Annotated in this window: 1 protein-coding gene (only partly in view); it reads right to left on the reverse strand. The window is 72.1% G+C overall.

Annotated elements, in window-relative coordinates:
* Window positions 1-22,562 carry the 3' portion of a non-ribosomal peptide synthase/polyketide synthase gene (locus OG579_RS07315; RefSeq protein ID WP_328858604.1) on the reverse strand. The gene runs 17,272 nt beyond the window's last position, so only the last 22,562 of its 39,834 coding nucleotides appear in the window; its start codon lies off the right edge, out of view — the gene reads right to left on this strand; its stop codon occupies window positions 1-3.

Raw genomic sequence — 22,562 nt, forward strand, 5'->3', positions numbered from 1 at the left:
TCAGTCGGTCCCGGCGTCGAGTCGACGGGCGACCTCGGGTCCGATCACCCGCAACGAGGCGGCGTCGGCCATGCCGAGGTGATGGGTGTCGACATCGACCGTGGTGACCGTCCCGGCGACATACGGACGCCAACTCTCGCCCACCGCAGCCGGATCGTCCTTGTCGGCGGTGGCGACGAAGACCAGCATCGAGCCGTCGAACACCTCGGGGCGGTGCGCCGCGACGATGCGCGCAGAGGTGTCGAAGCTCGACATGATGCGGTCGACCTGATCGCTCGACAGCAGACCCAACCCGGCGATCTGGTCGCGGACCACGGTCGCCACCTGATCGGTGTCCGCGGCCGAGATCGATTCGTCGATGTCGAACAACGTGCGCCATCCGCCCAACAGGTCCGCGACACCCGACGTCGACACGGCTTCGGCGACCGACGGATCGGAGGCGGTGGCGTGCGGGGCAGGCGCATCCGGATCGTCGACAGCCGCGTCCATCACCCCGAGGAATGCGACGTCGTCGCCCGCGGAACGTAGTTGGGTCGCCATCGCCTGGGCGATGTATCCCCCGACCGACCACCCCAGCAGGTGGTAGGGACCGTTCGGCGCGACCCGTCGGATCTCGGCGACGTAGCGCGCCGCAAGATCGGCGACCGACGCCTCGGACGGCTCACCGCCGATCACATGCGGGTCCTGCAGGCCGAAGATCGGACGGTCGGCCAGGTACGGCGCGAGGCCACCGTAGAACCAGGCGAGGCCGCCGGCAGGGTGTACGCAGAACAGCGGCGGACGGGATCCGTTCGCGCGCAATGCGATGAGAACCTCATCGGTCAGCCGCGGCCCCGCGGTGTCGGCCATCCGTGCGGCCAGACCACGACTGGTCGGGTCGGCGAACATCCACGGCAACTCCACCTCGAGACCGGTGCGCCGCCGGATCAGTGCGGCGGCGCGAGCGGCCGCCAGAGAGTTGCCACCGAGGTCGAAGAAGCTGTCGGTCGCACCGACCCGCACCGCACCGGTGACCTCGGCCATGACGCCCGCGATCAGTTCCTCCAGATGCCCTGCGGGCACCACGAACTCGGTGTGCGTCTCCGGCTCGACCGGTGTCGCCGCCACCGTGTCGCGGTGCGCGTCGACCGGGACGCCCGGGGTCAGCACCGCGTCCGGATCCGCGGTCATCGTGTCGATCGTGGCCATCAGGGCGGCAGCGAGATCGCGCACCGTCGTCTCGTCGAACAGCGCGGTGGCGTAGGTGATGGAGCCATCGATCTCGACGACGCCGTCGGCGGAGCGCTGGGCGAATCCCACCGCGAGATCGACCTTGGCGGGCTCGGATCCGACGTCGACCGGGACCACGGTCAGACCCGCGTCGGCTGACCCGACGACGAGTTCCTCACCGGCGGTGACGCTGTCGACGAGGTAGTTCAGTGCGATCTGGTAGATCGGGGCATGTGCGGTCGATCGTGTCGGCGTCACCAGGTCGACGAGCACCTCGAACGGCAGATCCGCGTGGGCGAAGGCGTCGACGTCGTCGCGGCGCACACGCGCGAGCAAGGTCGTCGCGGTGTCGTCGCGGCGGTGCTCGGTGCGTAGCGCGAGGGTGTTGACGAACATGCCGACCACGTCGGCGGTCGCGACGTGACCACGCCCGGCGACCGGTGTGCCGATGACGACATCGGACACATCGGCGCGGGCGGCGACGGTCGCCGACAACGCCGCGTGCGCGACCATGAACGTCGTCGTGCCGGTCCGCCGCGCGAGATCGACCATGCGGGCGCTGCGATCGGGCCCCAACCGCAACGGGATCCGACCGCCGGTCGTGTCCATCACCGGAGGGCGGGGACGGTCGGCGGGGAGGTCGATGCGGTCGGGGATCCCCGCCAGCCGCCGCGACCAGTAGTGCGCCTGGGCGGCGAGGATCGATGTGGGGTCGTCGAGGTCACCGAGCGTGTCGTGTTGCCACAGCGTGTGATCGGCGTAGCCGATCGAGGTCGGGTCTGCGGGCGGGGCCCCGGTGATGCGCCGGCGGTAGGCGTCGAAGACGTCGTGGGCCAGGACCTGCAGCGACACCGCGTCGCCGGCGATGTGGTGGATCACGACGACCAGTCGATGCGTGTCGACGTCGGTGCGGATCACCGCGCCGCGGATCGGGAGGTCGGTGGTGACGTCGAAACCGCGGTGGCACAGCGCCATCGCACGGTCGACGGCCGACCGGCTCTCCCCCGGTGCGGGATCGAGCGCGGTCCACTCGAACACCCGCTCGGCGTCCTCCCGGGAGGCGATCCGCTGTACCGGTCGCCCGTCGTCGGTGAGCGGGTAGGTGGTCCGTAGGGCCTCGTGTCGCCCGACGACGTCGATCACCGCGTGCCGCAGCGTCTCCGGGTCGAGGGCTCCATGGACATCGAGCACGACCGGCATGGTGTAGACGTCGGAGGTGACGTCGAACTGGTTGATGAACCAGATGCGGCGTTGGGCGAACGACAGCGGGATGTCGTCGGGGCGAGGACCGCGTCGCAGTTCCCCGACCGCCGGACGCGAGGTCTGCAGACGCGGTGCGAGCTCGCGCACCGTGGGGTGGTCGAAGAGCTCGCGCACACCGAGATCGGTGCCGAACATCTCGTCGATGCGCGCGATCACGCGCATCGCGGCCAACGAGTTCCCGCCGAGGTCGAAGAAACTGTCGGTCACCGACACCGCGGGGAGCCCGAGCACCTCGCCGACGATCGTGGCAACGGCCTGCTCGACGGCATCGGCGGGTGGTGTCGGTGCCGTATCGACCACTCCGGGTGTGGGCAGGGCGCGACGGTCGACCTTGCCCGAGCTCGTCAGCGGGAACTCGTCGAGGCGCACCCACCGCGTGGGCCGCATGTACCCGGGCAGCAGGCGGGCCACCTCGTCGGTGACCGAGGAGAGATCGGCGGTGCCGGAGATGTAGCCGACCAGCATGTCCCCCGCCGTGGTGGTGGCCACCGCGACGGCGGCATGGGTGACGCCGGCGACCCCGGCGAGCACGGCCTCGATCTCACCGAGTTCGAGGCGCTGTCCGCGCAGCTTCACCTGGAAGTCGCTGCGGCCCAGGTACTCCAGCTCGCCGTCGCGGTTCCATCGGACGAGGTCGCCGGTGCGGTAGAGCCTGTCCCCGCCGGCGCCGAACGGGTTCGCGACGAAGCGATCGGCGGTGAGGTCGGGGCGGGCGGCGTATCCGCGGGCGAGCTGGACGCCACCGAGGTAGAGCTCGCCGGTGACACCGATGGGGACCGGTCGGAGTCGCGCGTCGAGCACCCAGGTGGTCGTCGCGGTGACCGGGGTGCCGATAGGCGTGGACATCTCGCCGTCGAGAACGGTGTGTCGGGTGACGTCGACGGCGGCCTCGGTGGGGCCGTAGAGGTTGTGCACGCGGGCGTGCGGGGCCACCGCGGCCATCGCGTGCGCCGTGGCCGACGGCAGGGCCTCCCCCGAGGCGAACACCTGGCGCAGCGAGTCGAGCTCCGTCGCCGCGCTCTCGTCGCCGTGCGGAGCCGGGAGCACATCGACGAACAGGGCCATCATCGACGGGACGAAGTGCAGCGTGGTCACCCGTTGCCGGGCCACCAGATGAGAGATGTGAGCGGGATCGCCGTGTCGACCCGGCTCGGCGAGCACGAGGTGCGCGCCGGTGACCAGGGGCCAGAACAGTTCCCACACCGACACGTCGAAGGTGATCGGCGTCTTCTGCAGCACCACGTCGCCGCCGTCGATCGGATGGTCGGACTGCATCCACCGCAACCTGTTCACGATCGCCCGGTGCGACACCGTGACGCCCTTGGGGCGACCGGTCGAGCCGGAGGTGAACAGCGTGTAGGCGCCGCTGTCGGCGGCGACACGGCTGTAGGGGGTGTGCGGTCGCGATGCAGCGACGCCGACGCCGCACTCGATCGCGAGCACCGGTATCTCATCGCACATCGCGATCGCGGGCATCGTGACGCCCTCGACGACGATCAGGGCCACCACCGCCGCCGTGTCGAGCATCGACCGGACCCGCTCGGCGGGGGTCGCGACGTCGATCGGCACGTACTGCGCACCTGCGGTCACCACGGCGTGGATCGCCACCATCATCTCCACCGACCGGTCGATGCCGACGGCGACGGCGTCGTCACGCCGCACACCGTGTGCCCACAGGCGCGCACGCAGCGCGTCGACGTGGACGCCGAACTCCTCGTAGGTGAGCGTCCGGTCGCCGAGGGTGACGGCAGGGGCGTCGGGGGTGGCGGCGCGCTGCGCGGCGAGAAGGTCGATCAGTGTGTCGCCCGAACCGTCGTCCGGGGCGCTCGGGCCGGTCGAGAACTCCGCGATGCGCGACCGCTCGTCGGCGTCGAGCAGGTCGATGTCGCCGACTGCGACGTAGGTGTGTGACGGCGCGGTCATCACCGCGAGGACGGCGAGGAATCGATCGGCCATCGCACGCACGGTGTCGTGGTCGAACAGGTCGGTGGCGTAGAGCATCTCGCCGGTCCACGTGCCGCCGCCGGGGGCAGTGGTCAGTGACACCGAGAGGTCGAGTCGCGCGGCGGGATCGCCGGGGTCGACCTCCTCGATCACGAGTCCGCCGGTCGATACGGGTTCGTGCACACCGGGACCGACAGAATGGATGAGCGACAGCATGACCTGTGCGAGGGGGGCGAACGCCTCCGACCGGGTCGGGGCGAGCCGGTCGACGAGGAGCTCGAACGGGACGTCGGCGTGGGCGAACGCATCGATGTCGTTCTCGCGCAGCGACTCGAGGAGTTCCGACGGGGTGACCGACGGATCGACGTGCGTGCGCAGCGCGAGGGTGTTCACGAACATGCCGACGAGGGCGTCGAGCTCGGCACGCCCGCGGCCCGCGACCGGCGTGGCCACCACGACGTCGTCGGTGGCGGTGAGACGGGCGAGCAGCACCGTCAGCGCCGCGTGGACCACCATGAACTCGGTGGCGCGGTGCGCGCGAGCAGTGCGACGGACCGCGTCGGCGAGTGCGGCCGGCACGGTGAACGCGACCCGCCGCCCGCGGTGGGTCGCGACCGGCGGGCGCGGTCGATCGGCCGGGAGTTCGATGCTGTCGGCGACACCCGCGAGTCGCTGAGTCCACCAGTCGATCTGGCGCGCCAGGGTCGACTGCGGGTCGTCCGCGGCACCGAGGACCCGCTGCTGCCACACCGCGTGATCGGCGAACTGGACCGGCAACCGCTCCCACATCGGCGGGGTGCCCGCCGCCCGCGCGGTGTACGCCGCGACGAGGTCGGCCACGAGGGGTCGGATCGATTCGCCGTCGACCGCGATGTGGTGCATGGCGAGCGCGACGAGGTGCTCATCGGTGCCGGGGTCCGCGCGGACGGCTCCGACAGCCACCACTCGGGCGCGAACAGGTAGGTCGGTCGTGACGTCGAATCCGCGTGCGAGGAGTGCGCTGACGGCGGTCTCGTCGTCGGCGACCTGCCAGTCGAGACTCTTTGCGGCGGTGTCGATGTCGAGGATCTGCTGACGCGGCGACCCCCCGCTCGCCGGGTAGATCGTGCGCAACACCTCGTGGCGTCCGACGACGTCGAGCAACGCCCTGCGCAGGGCATCGGTATCCAGCGGGCCGCGCAGTCGCAGCACCACGGGGATCGTGTAGGCCGTCGACGCGGGATCGAACCGGTTGAGGAACCAGATCCGCTGCTGCGCGTTCGACAGCGGGATGTGGGCGGGGCGCGGCTCGGCGACCAGCGGCATCGCGATCGCGCCGGCACGGTGGTCGGAACGGATGACGCCGAGCAGCCCGCGGACGTCGGGGTGCTCGAACAGGTCGCGGACACCGACGGCGGTCCCGAATGCCTCGGAGGCGCGTGCCGTGACGCGGGTCGCCGACAGGGAGTTGCCGCCCAGGTCGAAGAAGGCTGTGGTGACACCGATCTCGGCGACCGGCCTCCCGAGCACGTCGGCGACGATGCCGGCGAGCAGACGCTCGTCACCGTCGGCAGGCGGTTCCACGGGCAGGTCGTGAGCGCGACCGACGTCGAGGGCTGCGAGCGCCGATCGGTCGAGTTTCCCGACCGGCGTGCGGGGTAGCGCGTCGAGGACCGTCAGCGTCGCCGGGACCAGGTGGCCGGGCAGTCGCTCGGCGAGATGCGCCCGCAGGGTCTCGGCGGTGACGTCGGGATCGGTCGTCTCCACGAAACCGGCGAGTGCGGTCACCGGGTCCCCCACCCCGACGACACCCGCGGTCCGCACCGCCGGGTGCGAGCGCAGGGCCTCCTCGATCTCGCCGAGTTCGATCCGCAGGCCGCGCATCGCGATCTGGAAGTCGGTGCGTCCCGCGTAGATCAGTTCTCCGGAGCGGGTGCGGCGGACCAGGTCGCCGGTGCGGTACATCCGCGCGCCGAGGCGATCGTCGAACGGGTCCGGCACGAACCGTTCGGCGGTGAGGTCGGGACGTCCCGCGTAGCCGCGGGCCAACGCCGCACCGCGGACGTACAGCTCGCCGACGACACCGACGGGGACCGGGCGCAGCGCGTCGTCGAGCACCACGACCGCCGATCCCGGCATCGGATGACCGAGGGGCACGGTGTCCTCGGGCGCGATCGGATTCGAGGTGAGGCACGCCATCGTGGTCTCGGTCGGACCGTAGGAGTCGTAGAACGCCCGGGTCGACGCCCACCGTCGCATCTCGGCGTCGGGGACACCCTCGCCGCCGGCGAGGACATGCCGCAGCGACACCCGCGCGGGGTCGGGCATCGAGGCGAGCACGCTGGTGACGATGGCCGTGTGGGTGACGTCGTGGTCGGTGATCCACTGTGCGAGTTCGGTTCCGCCGATGATGTCGGGCGGGGTCACCACGAGCGTGCCGGCACCGCCGAAGGCGCCGAGCACCTCGAGCATGGCGACGTCGAAGCTCGGTGAGCTGATACCGAGCCACCGCGCGTCGGCGTCGCTGTGGTGGCGATCGCGCAGCGTGGCAGCCATACCGGCGATCCCGCTGTGGGTCACGCACACACCCTTGGGCACGCCGGTCGAACCGGAGGTGAAGACCAGATAGGCGGCGTTGTGTTCGCGGAGCGGCGCGCGGCGATCGGTGTCGGTCAGGGGTGCCGCGATCGACGGATCCAGCGCCGCCCGCGCCCGCAGGTTCTCGATCATGGTGTCGTCGAGAGTGATCCACTCGACGCCCGCCTGCTCCATTGGCAGCGGCTCGATGCACAGCGCGAGGGTGGCCCCACTGTCGGCGAGGGTGCGCGCGATCCGCGCCGCCGGGTACCGCGGGTCGATCGGGCAGTATACCGCGCCGGTTTTGGCGATGGCCCACAACGACACCTGCACCAGCGCGGTCCGGGGCAGCACACTCGCCACGACGGCCTCGGGGCCGATCCCGCGCGCGATGAGGTCGCGTGCGAGGACCGACGTCAGGGCGTCGAGCTCGGCGTAGGTCATCGACCGCTGTGCGTCGAGGACGGCGACCGCCTCGGGTCGCCGCGCGGCCGCCGAGGCGAGCAGGTCGGGCAGCAGCACCGGGTCAGCTGCCGGTTCCCGTGCCGCGACGAGGCCGGGCATCTCCTCGGGGCGCAGGATGTCGAGGGCGCCGACACGAGCGGTCGGATCGGCGACGATGCCTGCGAGAACCCGCACGAGGCGGTCGGCGAAATCGGCGACGGTCGGCTCGTCGAACAGATCGGTCGCGAAGACGATCGTCCCCCGCCACGGCCCGGCGTCACCCGTGGTGATGCCGACGGTGAGATCGACCTTGGCGCTGGTGGTCTCGGTGGTGACGATCTCGACCTCGAGGCCGGTCGATGCCGACAGCCGCTCGGCATCGGAGGGGCCGTCACCCGCGGCGACGGTGAGCAGCACCTGCGCGAGAGGCGCGAACGCACCCGAACGGACCGCACCGGCGCGAGAGCCCTCGACCCGGTCGACCAGGTCCTCGAAGGGGACGTCGGCGTGGGCGATCGCGTCGAGATCGGTGCGGCGGACGTCGGCGAGCACGTCGCTGATCCGCGCGGACCCGCGGACCGGGGTGCGGAGCACCAGGGTGTTGACGAACATGCCGACGATGTCGTCGAGTTCGCGCCGACCGCGGCCGGCGACCGCGGTGCCCACCACGATGTCGTCGGTGCCGCTCAGGCGCGACAGCAGTACGGCGAGGGCGGTGTGCAGCAGCATGAACGGTGTGAGCCCGTACCGTCGCGCGACGACCCGGGCTGCGTGCGACACCTCGGACGGGATCGTGACCACGACCTCGGCACCGCGCATCGACGCCGTCGCCGGGCGTGGACGGTCGGTGGGCAGTTCCAGCAGCGGGGGGATCCCGGCGAGCTGGGTGTCCCAGTAGTCCATCTGTGCCGCCACGGATTCCGCGGCGGATGCGCCCTCGTGGCCGAGTACCCGGTTCTGCCAGATGGCGTGGTCGGCGTACTGGATCGGCAGCGGCGGCCACTGCGGTGCTCGACCGGCGCGACGGGAGGCGTACGCGGCGAACAGGTCACGCGCGAGAACGGGGGTCGACTCGCCGTCGGCGGCGATGTGGTGGACGGTGACGACGAGCAGCGACTCCTGCTCGGTCGTCCGCGCGAGACGGGCGCGCAGTGGCATCTCGGTCCGGGTGTCGACGCCCTGCCCGGTGATGGCGAGCGCATCGGCATCGTCGGCGACCACGGCCCAGTCGATCGCCGCCATCGCACGGCCGACGGGCCAGATCTCCTGCCACACCGCACCGTCGGGACCCTGCGGGTAGGTGGTGCGCAGGGTTTCGTGCCGGGACACGAGGTCACCGACGGCCGAGGCGAGCGCGTCGACGTCGAGCGTCCCGCGCACGCGCAGCACGAACGGGATGAGGTACACCGGCGACGTCGGGTCGAAGGCGTTGATGAACCACATGCGACGTTGGGCGTCCGAGAGCGGGATGCGGTCGGGGCGCGGGCCGGCCACCAACGGTTCCCCGAGCCGCGACGACCCCGCCGACGCCCGGGCCCGGCGGGCGAGGTCGCGCACCGTGGGTGCCTCGAACACGTCGCGCACCCCGATCTCGGCCTCCAGCGCGTCGGCAACACGTGCGGCCACGCGGGTCGCCGACAGCGAGTTGCCGCCGAGGTCGAAGAAGGAGGCGGTCGCCGACACGGATTCGTGCCCCACCACGTCGGCGAACACCTGCGCGACCACGGCCTCGGTCGCGTCCTCGGGGGCGATCTCCTCGGCGTCGCGCGGGCCGGGCGCCGGGAGGCGACGGCGGTCGACCTTGCCCGACGCGGTCAGCGGCAACGCGTCGAGCACCACCCAGTCAGCGGGACGCATCACGGCGGGCAACAGCCTCGCGACCTGCGCACGTAGGTCGTCGACATCGACGGCGCCGGCGACGTGGGCGACGAGCCGGTCGTCGCGGACCGAGGCGACCGCGCCGGTGACGCCCGGTAGCGCTGCCAGCACGGACTCGATCTCGCCGAGTTCGATGCGCTGACCGCGGATCTTGGTCTGCGAGTCGTTGCGGCCGAGGTAGTCGAGGTCGCCGTCGCGGGTCCATCGGACGCGGTCGCCGGTGCGGTAGAGGCGCGCGCCGGGGGCGCCGAACGGGTCGGCGACGAATCGTTCGGCGGTCAGGTCGGGACGGCGGGCGTATCCGCGGGCGAGCTGCACGCCGCCGAGATAGAGCTCGCCGACGACACCGGGACCGACCGGACGCAGCCGGGCGTCGAGGACGCGGGTGTCGGTGTTCCACACGGGGCGCCCGATCGGGATGACCGTCGCTCCGTCACGGACCTCGTGCCAGGTGACGTCGACGGCCGCCTCGGTCGGTCCGTAGAGGTTGTGCAGCAACGTCCGTGGCATGAGATCGACGGCCGCGGCCGCGGTCGCCGCGGGCAGGGCCTCGCCCGAGGCGAACACCGCGCGCACCGAGGTGAGGTCTGCACCCGTCGCCGGTCCCGCGATGCCGAGCGACTCGGTGAACGCGGCGAGCATCGACGGCACGAAGTGCGTGATCGACACCCGCTCGCGCGCGATCAGGTCGGCGAGATAGCGCGGGTCGCGGTGACCATCGGGCCGTGCGACGACCATGGTCGCGCCGGACATGATGGGCCAGAACAGCTCCCACACCGACACGTCGAACGTGGTGGGTGTCTTGTGCAGCACCACGTCGGATCCGGTCAGCATGAACGTCGCCTGCATCCACGACAGACGGTTGACGATGGCGGCGTGTGAGACCGTCACGCCCTTGGGGCGTCCGGTCGAGCCGGAGGTGAACAGCGTGTAGGCGGCCGAGTCGGGTGTGACGACGCCGAGTCGTTCCATCGGGGACAGCGGTCGAATGTCCCCTACCGGCGGTGCGCAGTCGACGGTGAGCCGCGGAACGGGGCTGTCCCGCAGCGCCGTCGGCTCCGCACCCGCGGCGACGAGGATCAGCGACACCGCTGCGGTGTCGGTCATGTCGACGACGCGCTGCGGCGGGGCGTCGGTGTCGACCGGGACGAACCGGCCTCCGGCGGCGATCACCGCATGCACGGCGACGATCGACTCCACCGACCGGTCGATGCAGATCGCCACGCCCACATCGGGTCCCACACCGTGGGCGATCAGCTCCCGGGCCATTGTGGCGACGTGGGCGGCGAGGTCACGGCGGGTGAGGCGCCGGTCGTCGACGACCAGCGCCACCTGGTCGGGAGCCTCGGCGCCCGCACGGACCACGATGTCGGCGAGCGTCTCGCGCGGTACCGACACCCGCGCACCGCGTGACCAGACCTCCACCGCGGCGCGTTGTGCCGGCGACACCGGATCGATGTCACCGACCGCGGTCCGGGTGTCGGTCGTCATGGCCCGCAGCACCTCGACGTAGGCGCGGGCGATCGTGGTCGCGGTCTCGGCGTCGAAGAGGTCGGTGGCGTAGACCAATCGGCCGTCGAGCGCGGTCAGCGTTCCGTCGGTGGCCCGCGTGGTCGACAGGCCGACGGTGAGATCGAACCGGGCGGGCGGCGCACCGGGGCTCTCGGGCGTCACGGTGAGCCCGGGGACCTCAATCGTGTCCTCGCCGCGCTGGGCGAGGGTCAGCATCACCTGCGCGAGCGGCGCGAACGACTCCGAGCGCACCGGGGACAGGACATCGACGAGGTGCTCGAACGGGACGTCGGCCGCGGCGAACGCGTCGAGATCGACCTCGCGGCACCGGGCGATGAGCGCGGCGAGGTCGTCGGTGGGCGCGACGGAGGTGCGGAGCACCAGCGTGTTGACGAACATGCCGATGAGGCCGTCGAGTTCGGTGCGGCCGCGCCCCGCGACCGGTGTCGCGACGGCGATGTCGTCGGATCCGCTGAGTGTCGCCAGCATCGCGGCGAGTGCGGCGTGGGCGACCATGAACAGGGTCGCGTCGTGGTCGCGGGCCAGTCGGTCGAGGGCGGAGGCGAGCTCGTCGTCGACGGTGATCGCGACGTCGGCACCCCGCAGCGACGCGACGGCGGGACGGCGTCGGTCGGTCGGCAGGTCGAGGACGTCGGGCAGTCCGGCGAGCCGCTCGCGCCAGTGCTCGGTCTGCGCACCGAGGACCGACGTCGGGTCGTCGGCCGCGCCGAGCACCTCGCGCTGCCAGAGGGCCACGTCGGCGTACTGCACGGGCAGGGGGTCCCAGGCCGGTGCCGTGCCCGCGACCCGCGCCGCGTAGGCGGTGAGCAGGTCGGTGACGAGCGGGGTGATCGACTCGCCGTCGGAGGCGATGTGGTGGGCCACCACCACCAGCAGGTGCTCCCCCGCGCCGGTCGCGACGACGCCGGCACGGATCGGTGTCTCGCGGGTGACGTCGAACGGCTCCGACGGCAGGTCCGCGACACCCTCGGTGCGCCACACGAGGTCGTCGGTGACGTCGTTCGGGTCGAGGATTTGCTGGTACGCGACACCCTCGGCATCGGCCGGGAAGACGGTGCGCAGTGTCTCGTGGCGGGCGATCACGTCGTGCACCGCGGCCCGCAGGGCGTGCACGTCGAGGTCGCCGTGCAGACGCAGCGCGAACGGGATGTTGTAGGCCGGTGACGTCGGGTCGAAGACGTTGATGAACCACATCCGCTGCTGCGCCGGCGACAGGGGGATCCGATCGGGACGGATCCCTGCGACCAACGGCACTGCGTCGACCGTGGCTGCATCAGAGGCGGATTCGGTTCGAGTCGCGTCGATGCGGTGGGCGAGCGTGCGCACCGACCGGTGGTCGAAGAGATCGCGCACCCCGACGCGCACGCCGAGGGCGTCGGACACCCGCGCCACCACCCGGGTCGCCGACAGCGAGTTGCCGCCGATGGCGAAGAAGCTCGCGGTCACCGACACGCGGTCGACGCCGAGGACATCGGCGACGATCCCCGCGATCACCGTCTCCGTCGGTGTGGCCGGCGCGTTGTCGGCTGACCCGCCGTCGGAGCCCGAGGTGGGGTCGGGTGCCGGGAGGGCCCGACGATCGATCTTGCCTGCCGCACTGCGCGGCATCTCGTCGACGACGACGTAGGTGTCCGGGCACATGTAGGCCGGGAGCTCGGCGCGCACATGCCGTTCCACCGCGCCGAGGTCGATGTCGCCGGCGAGGTATGCGACGAGACGTTCGTCCCCGCCCGTGCCGACGACCGTCGCGGCGGCGACCGACACACCCGGCACCGCGGCCAGGACGGCCTCCACCTCGCCGAGTTCGAGCCGCTGACCGCGGATCTTCACCTGGAAGTCGCTGCGTCCCAAATAGTCCAGTTCACCGTCAGGTGTCCAGCGCACGAGATCCCCGGTGCGGTAGAGCCGTTCGCCGGGCCCGCCGATCGGGTCGGCGACGAAGCGGTCGGCGGTGAGGTCGGGTCGCGAGGCGTAGCCCCGGGCGAGCTGAGTTCCCCCGAGGTAGAGCTCGCCGACGATGCCCGGCGCCACCGGTCGCAGACGGGCGTCGAGCACCCGGGTCACGGTGTTCCAGCCGGGACGCCCGATCGGGACGGAGACGTCGTCGGCCGACACCTCGTGGTGGGTGACGTCGACGGCGGCCTCGGTCGGACCGTACAGGTTGTGCAGCCGCGCATTCGGCGTGATCGCCCGCATGGCGTGGGCGGTGGCCGGGGTCAGCGCCTCGCCGGAGGCGAACACCTGCCGTACCGACACCAGGGATGTCGCGTCTCGATGGACATCGACGAACGCCGCCATCATCGACGGCACGAAGTGCGCCGTGGTGATCTGCTCGCGGTCGATCAGGTCGGCGAGGTATCGGGGATCGCGGTGGCCGTCGGGGTCGGCGATCACCATGGTCGCCCCGGTGGTCAACGGCCAGAACAGTTCCCACACCGACACGTCGAACGTCACCGGGGTCTTCAGCAGGACGGCGTCGTCGTCGCCGATCGGGTAGCGGTCCTGCATCCAGGCCAGACGGTTGGCGATCGCGGCATGGGAAACCGTGACCCCCTTGGGGCGTCCGGTCGATCCGGAGGTGAAGAGGGTGTACGCGGCCTCCGCTCCGCGCACCGCATGACCGTCGAGGCCGTCGGAGTCTCCCGACGCGTGACCGGCCGCGTCGACGTCGATGGGTGTGCTCGCGTCGACGACGAGCGCGTCGCCCGACGCGCCGATCGCGGCCGGGACGCCGCCCGGCCCGACCAGGACGATCGAGGCGCCGGCGGTTTCGCGCATGTACGCGATGCGATCCTGCGGGGCGTCGGTGTCGAGGGGGACGTAGTGGCCGCCGGCGGCGACGACGGCGTGCACGGCGACGACCATCTCGATCGACCGCGGGATGGCCACGGCCACCGCGTCTCCGGCACCCACCCCGCGGGTGCGCAGGGTCGTCGCCAGTGCGCCGACGCGCGCCCCGAACTCGCCGTAGGTGACCGCGCGTCCATCGGCCCGCAGCGCGATCGCGGCCGGGGTGTCGCGGATCTGCCGCCGCACACCGGCGATGACCGAGGCGGTCGCCATGGACGGGGCCGGCGTGATCGGCCCCGTCGACCAGGCATCGACGCGGGCGGCGAGGTCAGGGGTCATCAGGTCGAGGTCGGCGATGAGCGCGGTGGGGCGGTGGGCGACGGCGTCGACGAGCGTCGCGACCGCGTCGGTGATCTGTGCGATCCGGGCGTCGTCGAACACCGATGGGAGGTACTTGACCCGGACGACCATCTCGTCGCCCTCGGGCACGGCCACGAGGGTCAGCGGGTAGTGCGTGGCGTCGGCGGAGGTGACACCCCGGATGGCGAGTCCCGATGTGGGCGCCCCGGCCGCGGCGACCGCGGCGCGATCGACCGGGAACGATTCGTAGACGACGAGGGTGTCGAACACCGCGGCGTCGCCGGTGGCCGAGGCGATCTCGGCCAGTCCGACGTGCTGGTGGTCGAGGAGCCGCGCCTTCGACTGCTGCAGCGCACCGAGGAGATCGCCCACGGTGTCATCGGCGCCGACCGTCACCGGGACGGGCAGGGTGTTGATGAACAGACCGATCATCGACTCGACGCCGTCGATCTCCGGCGGGCGGCCCGACACGGTCTCGCCGAACACGACGGTCTCGCGGCCCGTCATGCGGGCGAGGAGGATCGCCCAGACCGCCTGCAGCACCGTCGAGGTGGTGGCACCGGCGCGTCGACCCGCCGCGGTCAGACCGCGCACGGTCTCCGCCGTCAGGTGCAGGGACCGCTCCGCGGGCGGCACATCGGTGCGCGGCCGGGCACCGGGGGCGACAAGGGTCGACCCCTCGACCGGCGCGAGGGCGTCGCGCCACGCCGTCAGTGCGGCGTCGCGGTCGCGGCGGGACAACCAGTCGAGGTACACGTCGAAGTCACGCCCACCCGCGCGGCGTGTGTCGACGCCGTGGCGCGCGGCGAGCAGTTCGGTGAGCACCAGGGGCGCCGACCACCCGTCGAGCAGGAGGTGGTGGGCCGAGATGATCAGCGATGCGCCCGTCTCCGGCGCGGTCGTGTCGGCATGCCCGCCGAGGCGGTGCCGGACCCACACGAAACGCATCAGACCCGGCACGGCGAGGTCGAAACGGGTGGCCTGCTCCGCGCGGGCGATGCGCGCCACCTCGACGGCTGCATCGTCGGGTGTGCGATCGGTGAGATCGACGACCCGCCAGTCCGGTTCGACGCTGGCCGGCAGAACGGCGACGACGTGCCCGGCCGGGGTGCGGCGGAACGACGAGCGCAGCACGCGGTGGCGGTCCAGCAGGAGTCGGGCGGCCGCGTGCATCGCCTCGTCGGCGTCGTCGGCGGTCGCGTTCGGACCACCGAAGGTGATGACCGACTGCGTGACGTAAACGTCGACCTCGTCGTGCGGGGAGTCGGCGAGGTGCGCGCCGGCGGCGATCTCGGCCTGGAAGTACAGGCCATGCTGCAGCGGGGTGAGCGGCCAGAGCGTCGCACCGGGTTCGGTCGCGCGCAGGGTGTCGATCTCGGACTGCGTCATCGCGGTGGCGGCGAGATCGGTCTCGCTGGGGCCGGGGTCGCCGACGGCGCGGACGTGCGCGGCGATCGCCGTGAGTGCCGACGACCACCGCGCGGCGATCCCGGAGACGTCGTCGCGGCCGAGGATGCCTGCGGGGTGGGCGAAGTCGGCGTGCAGCACGCGTCCGTCGGCGGTGGCGATCGTGCTGACCGACACGGTGAGCGCAGCCGTCGCCACCATCGCGCCCGTGACCGACGGCGGCAGGGACGGGCCTTCGGTCACCGGTGTGAAGTCGACGACGCCGCTCCCGGCGGTGTCGGTTCCCGTGTTGCCGAAGTAGTTCAGCGTCACCGGGGGCAGGGCCGCGGTACGCAGCGGTGACCCGGGGCGCAGGTATCGCAGGGGTCCGAAGGCGATGCCGCGGTCGGGCATCCGTGCCAGCGCGTCCTTGACCGCCTTGACGGTGAGGTCGACCGACCCGCGGTGTCCCGACACCGACACCGGCGCGAACGCCGTGAACCAGCCGACGGTGCCCGCGAGATCGGCACCGGGAGCGACCTGCTCCTCGCGTCCGTGGTTCTCCAGCAGCACTGAGACGCGCGTCTCGTCGGGGAACGACTCCGTCAGCGCGTCGACCAGCGCGGCGACGAGGACGGCGTCGACGCCCGTGCGGTAGGCGTCGGCGACGGCTCCGAGGATCGCGTCGGTCACGTCGACGGGGACGTCGACGGTGGTCGAGATGACGGTCGACTGTCGGTCGCGTCGGCGATCGAGAGCGAGGCGACCGTGCGACCGGGTCGCCACGGCCAGATGCTCTGCCCACAGGGGGATCTCGCCGTCCCGCTCGGCCAGGTCGGTCAGCACGCCTGTCCACCGCCGCATCGAGGTGGCCGGCGGGGTCAACCGGATCGGCGCGCCGGATGTGCGCTGCCACCACGCCGTCGCCACCCCGGTCAGCACCGTCGTCCACGAGACGGCGTCGACGCCGATGTGGTGGACGGCCAGCACCAGCCGCCCGGGGCGCGACGGATCGGCGTCGCGTACGCCCACGGCGGCGACGAGCCGACCCGCCTCGGGATCGAGCGCGGCGAGGGCGATCTCGTGCGCCGCGCGGACGGCGCCGGAGAGGTCGGCGTCGGCGTGGTGGGGGACGGGCTCCTCGAGGATGCGGACCAGTACGGCGTCGGGTGATCCGGCGCCCGCGGTGAGCTGCCACTCCCCCGCGACGCGCCGCAGGCTCGCCGAGAGCATGGCGTGCGTCGCCACGAGCGCGGTGATGATGGCACGTACGTCGGCCTCGGTCGCCTCGGTGGGCAGCGACAAAACTGCCGACTGCGAGAAGTCGAGGTGGTCGCGGGGGTCGTCGACGAGGTCGAGCATCCATGCGATCGCCGGCCCGATGGGCATCGGACCGACCGCACCGCCGGGGAGTTCGTCGAGGAGTGCCGAGGCGGCCGTCGCGGCGGCGAGCGCACGGACGGTGCGGTGTTCGAAGATCATGCGGGGGCTGATCGCGAAACCGGCCGCGCGCAGCATCGACGACAGGCGGATCGACATGATCGAGTCGCCGCCGAGGGCGAAGAACGACGCGGTGACCGAGACCCGCTCGGAGCCCAGGGTGGCGGCGACGATCTCGCCGATCACCCGTTCGTCGGGTGTCGCCGGGGGCACGTGGTCGGCGTCGGCGTCGGTGAACTGCGGTCGCGGGAGCGCGCGGCGGTCGAGTTTGCCTGCGGTGTTCAGCACGACGTCGTCGAGGGGCACCCACATCGACGGCCACATGTATTCGGGCAGAGCCGCTTCGACGGCGGTACGCACCGCGTCGACGTCGACCGGCGTCCCCGGGGTGCCCGCGACGTGGGCCACGAGGTGCTGGGTCGCGTTCTCGCCTGCCGGGCTCACGGTGTCGCCGGTGACCACGGATGCGGCGGCGTGCACGATCCCGGGCACCGAGGTCATCACCGCCTCGATCTCGCCGAGTTCGATGCGCTGGCCGCGGAGCTTCACCTGGAAGTCGGTGCGCCCGAGGTACTCCAGCGCCCCGTCTCCTCGCCACCGGACGAGGTCGCCGGTGCGGTAGAGGCGGGTGCCGGACGGGCCCTGCGGGTCGGCGACGAACCGTTCGGAGGTGAGGTCGGGACGGGCGGCGTATCCCCGCGCCACCTGCACGCCACCGAGATACAGCTCGCCGGGGACGCCGACCGGCAGCGGACGCAACCGGTCGTCGAGGACACGGGTGACGGTGTTGTCGATCGGGCGCCCGATGGGGACGACCGGACCGACGGCGTCGAGGGCCTGGTGGGCGACCTCCACGGCCGCCTCCGTCGGTCCGAAGAGATCGTGCAGGCCGGCCCACGGGAGCCGGTCGCGCACCTGGGCCGCCACACCCGGTGACAGCGCCTCGCCCGAGGCGAACACGAACCGCAGTGCGGTGAGGTGGGCGAGCCGGTGTGCGTCGACCACGTCGAGGAACACCGACAGCATCGAGGGCACGAAGTGCACCGACGTCACGCGGTGGCGGGCGAGGACGTCGGCGAGGTGGTCGGGGTCGGTGTGACCACCGGGCCGGGTGACGAGCAGTCGCGCGCCTGCCATCAGCGGCGCGAACAGTTCGGGCACCGAGACGTCGAAGGTGGTGGGCGTCTTGAGGATCACCGTGTCGGTCGCGTCGAGCGGGAAGGTCGCCAGCCCCCACCGCAGGCGGTTGAGCACCGCCCGGTGCGACACCGTGACGCCCTTGGGGCGGCCGGTGGATCCCGAGGTGAAGAGCGTGTAGGCGGCATGGTCGGGCCGCAGCGGTGCGCGGCGCTCGGCGTCGGTGACCGGACCGGCGATCATGGCTTCGGCCGTGTCGTCGAGGTCCACCGTCATCGTCGGGACACCGGCGACCGACGGCACGGGCGCATCGGTGAGGACGAGACGGACCCCGGCGGTGTCGATCATGTAGCCGACGCGGTCGGCGGGCGCGTCGGGATCGATCGGCACGTACTGGCCGCCGGCCGCGATCACCGCGTGGACGGCGACGACCATCGCCGGTGTCCGGTCCATCCGGATGCCCACGGCCGTCTCCGGACCGATCCCGGCGGCGATGAGGTCACGGGCCAATCGGTACACGTGGCCACCGAAGGTCCTGTAGTCCATGGCGTCGCCGGCGTGGTCGTCGTCGGGAACCAGGGCGACCGCGGCGGGGCTCGCGGTGATCTGGCCTGCGACGACGTCGGCCAGCGTCTCCGCGGGCAGCGCGACGTCGGGACCGACGCTGCGCGCGGCGATCATGTGGCGTTCGGTGTCGGTCAGCAGATCGATGTCGCCGACCGCGTCGTCGGGGCGGGCCACGGCCTGCAGCATTCGGACGAACCGACCGGCCAGGGTCTCCACGGTCGTCGCGTCGAACAGGTCGGTGGCGTAGACGATCTCGCCCTGCCAGTCCGATCCGGTCGGGCCGGTGCCGACGCTGACCGCGAGATCGAGTCGGGCGGGCGGTGTCCCGGTATCGGCCAGGTCGATACGCAGCCCACCGGCCGTGATGCCGTCCGACCGGTCACCGGTCGGCGCGACCGACAGCATCACCTGGCTCAGCGGCGCGAACGCCTCCGAGCGGGTGGGAGCCAGTCGCTCCACGAGGTACTCGAAGGAGACGTCGGAGCGGGCGAACGCGTCGAGGTCGGTGGCGCGGATCTCGTCGAGCACCGCGCCGATCGACTCGTGGCCGCGAATGCGGTTGCGCAGCACGAGGGTGTTGACGAACATGCCGACCATCGGGTCGAGGGCGGCCTGCCCGCGTCCGGCGACGGGCGTGGTGACGGCGATGTCGTCGGTCGCCGACAACCGTGCGAGAAGTACTGCGAGCGCGGCGTGCACGGCCATGAAGTCGGTCGCGCCGCGGGCGCTGGCGGCCGCACGGACGGTGTCGGCGGTGTCGGCGGGGATCGAGAACCTGATCCGCCCACCGTCGTGCGAGGCCGCCGCGGGTCGCGGCCGATCCGCGGGGAGGGTGAGCACATCGGGTAGGTCGGCGAGGTGGGTGAGCCAGTATCCGACCTGCTGCCCCAGAGCCGACGTCGGGTCGTCGGCGGACCCCAGTACCGCCTGCTGCCACAGCGCCACGTCGGCGAACTGCACCGGCAGCGGGGGCAGGGTCGGGCGACGCCTGTCCGCGCGTGCCGCGTAGGCCGCGGCGAGATCGTTGACGAGCGGGCTCAGCGACTCGCCGTCGACGGCGATGTGGTGCAGCGACAACACCAGCAGATGGTGACCGGGCTCGATGCGCACCAGGCGTGCCCGCACCGGCAGATCGACCGTGACATCGAACCCGGCCGGCAGGAACTCGGCTGGGAGGAACCCGGCTGGGAGGAACCCGTCGACCTCGACGTGGGCGTCGGTCTCCGTCCAGTCGAGCATCGACGCGGCGGTGTCGAGGTCGTGGATCCGTTGTCCCGGGCGGCCGTTCGTCTCCGGGTAGGTGGTGCGCAGCACCTCGTGACGGTCGAGCACGTCGAGCAGTGACTGCCGCAGCGCGGCGGTGTCCAGTGGGCCGTGGAGGTGGGCGAGCACCGGGATGACGTACGCCGTCGACGTCGGTTCGAAGCGGTTGAGGAACCAGATGCGCTGCTGCGCGATGGACAGGGGGATGTGCGCCGGGCGCGACATCGGCTGCAGCGGTGGTGCGGTCACGCCCGCTCCGGCCACGGTCGTCGACGCGCGCAGACGCTGTACCAGGCCACGCACCGTCGGCGCCTCGAACAGGTCCCGCACGCCGACGCGAACACCGAGGGCGTCGGCGACGCGCGCGGTGACCCGCGTGGCCGACAGCGAGTTGCCGCCCAGGGCGAAGAAGTCAGCGGTCACGCCGGTGGCGTCGGCGTCGATGCCGAGGACCTCGGCCACGACGGCACGGACGGCGACCTCGTCGTCTCCGCGCGGCGGTTCGACGACCTCGTCGGCGGCGCGGCGGGGTTCGGGGGTGGGCAGCGCGGCGCGGTCGATCTTGCCGACCGGTGTCAGCGGCATCGCGCCGAGGACGGTGATGGTGCTCGGCACCATGTGGGCGGGCAGCGATTCGGCCAGGTGTGCGCGGATGTCGGCGGCGTCGGGTGCCGAGCCGTCGTACTCGACGTAGCCCGCCAGCGCCGTGATCGCACCCCCGTCGGGGTCTGCGGCACCGACGACGACGGCGCGTCGTACCCGCGGGTGCGTCAGCAGCACCGACTCGATCTCGCCGAGCTCGATGCGCTGGCCGCGCAGCTTCACCTGGAAATCCGACCGCCCGGCGTAGGACAGTTCGCCGGTCGCGCTGCGGCGCACCAGATCTCCGGTGCGGTACATCCGGCTGCCCGGTGTCCCGAAGGGCGCCGCGACGAACCGCTCCGCCGACAGACCCGGGCGCCGGTGATAACCGCGGGCGAGCGACGGTCCCATCAGGTACAGCTCTCCCAGGACCCCGGTCGGCACCGGCCGCAGGCGTTCGTCGAGCACGACCGCGTGGGTTCCGGGCATCGGGAGACCCAGCGGCACCGGCGATCCCGGCGTCAACGGCGCCGAGGTGACGCAGATGATCGTCGCCTCGGTCGGGCCGTAGGCGTCGAAGAAGTCCCGGGTGCCGGCCCAGCGGGCCATCTCGGCGTCGGTGACGGCCTCGCCGCCCGCGAGCAGGTGGGTCAACGACACCCGCGTGGGGTCGGGAAGCGACGCGGCGACCGACGGGACGAGGAACGCGTGCGTGGCCCCGTGCGCGGTGATCCAGTCGGCGAGTTCGACACCGCCGACGATGTCGGGTGGTGTCACCACCATGGTCGCCCCGGCGATGTAGGTGCCGAGCACCTCGAGCATCGCCGCGTCGAACGCTGGGGAACTGATGCCCAGCCACCGCGACGACGGTTCGCTGCGGTGATGGTCCCGCAGGGTCTGTGCGACGCCGGCGAGGCCGGTGTGGGTGACGAGCACACCCTTCGGCACGCCGGTCGATCCGGACGTGAAGATCATGTAGGCGCCGTTGTCGGGCCGCAGCGGCGCGATCCGGTCGGCGTCGACGACCGGGGCGGCCGAGATCCGACCGGCATCGATCCGGTCGCCGGTCGCGGCGATCATGGTGTCGTCGAGGGTGATCCACCGCGGACCCGTCGGCATCGGCTCGGCGCCCGAGGCGACGTCGGCGCCGACGAACCCGATGGTCGCGGAACTGTCGGTGACGACCTGGCGGATGCGGTCGGCGGGGTAGCGCGGATCGATCGGGCAGTACACCGCACCGGCCTTGGCGACCGCCCACAGCGCGATCTGCACCGCGGCGGATCGGCGGATGGCGCTGACGACCACGTCGTCGGGGCCGACGCCGGCGGCGATGAGGTCGCGGGCCACGGCCGAGCTCAGCCGGTCGAGCTCGGCGTAGGTCAGCGACATCGCGTCGTCGACGACGGCGATCGTGTGCGGTTCGCGAGCGGCGGCGCGGGCGAGTATGTCGGGCAGCAGCATCGGTGCGGGTACCGGGTCGATGCCGCGCACCGCGAGATGCTCGGCCTCGGTGAGGATGTCGACCTCACCTGTCGGCGTCTGCGGGGCGTCGAGAACGATCGCGAGCAGGCGCATCCACCGGTCGGCGAGTGCGCGCACAGTCGTCTCGTCGAACAGCGCGGTGGCGTAGGTGATGGTCCCTCTCCACGCCCGGGCACCATCGGTCCCCGCGGGTGGCGCCTGCACGCCGATGGTGAGATCGACCTTGGCCGTGATGATCTCGAGGTCGACCGGTTCCACGATGATGCCGTCCGTGTGGAGGGCGGCGGGGTGGAGGGCGTCCGGATAGTCCGGCGTGGTGCCGTCGCCGACGGTGAACAGGACCTGCACGAGGGGGGCGAACGCCTCCGAGCGCACGAGATCGAGTCGGTCGACGATGTCGTCGAAGTCGACGTCGGCGTGGGCGAGTGCGTCGAGGTCGATGCGGCGCACTCGGGCCAGCAGGTCGGTGAACGGCACGGTCGGGTCGACGGGCGTGCGCAGCACCACGGTGTTGACGAACATGCCGATGAGATCGTCGAGTTCGGCGCGGCCCCGACCGGCCACCGGCGTACCGACGACCACGTCGTCGGTGGCGGCGAGGCGCGCCAGCACCGCGGCCAGGGATGCGTGGAGCAGCATGAACACCGTCACGCCGTGCTCACGCGCGAACCGCGTTGCCGCCGCGGCGATGTCGGCGGGGATGTCGACGTCGACGCTCGCACCGTCGG

It is taken from the genome of Williamsia herbipolensis (assembly GCF_036153515.1).
GTDB classification, from domain to species: Bacteria; Actinomycetota; Actinomycetes; order Mycobacteriales; family Mycobacteriaceae; genus Williamsia_A; species Williamsia_A herbipolensis.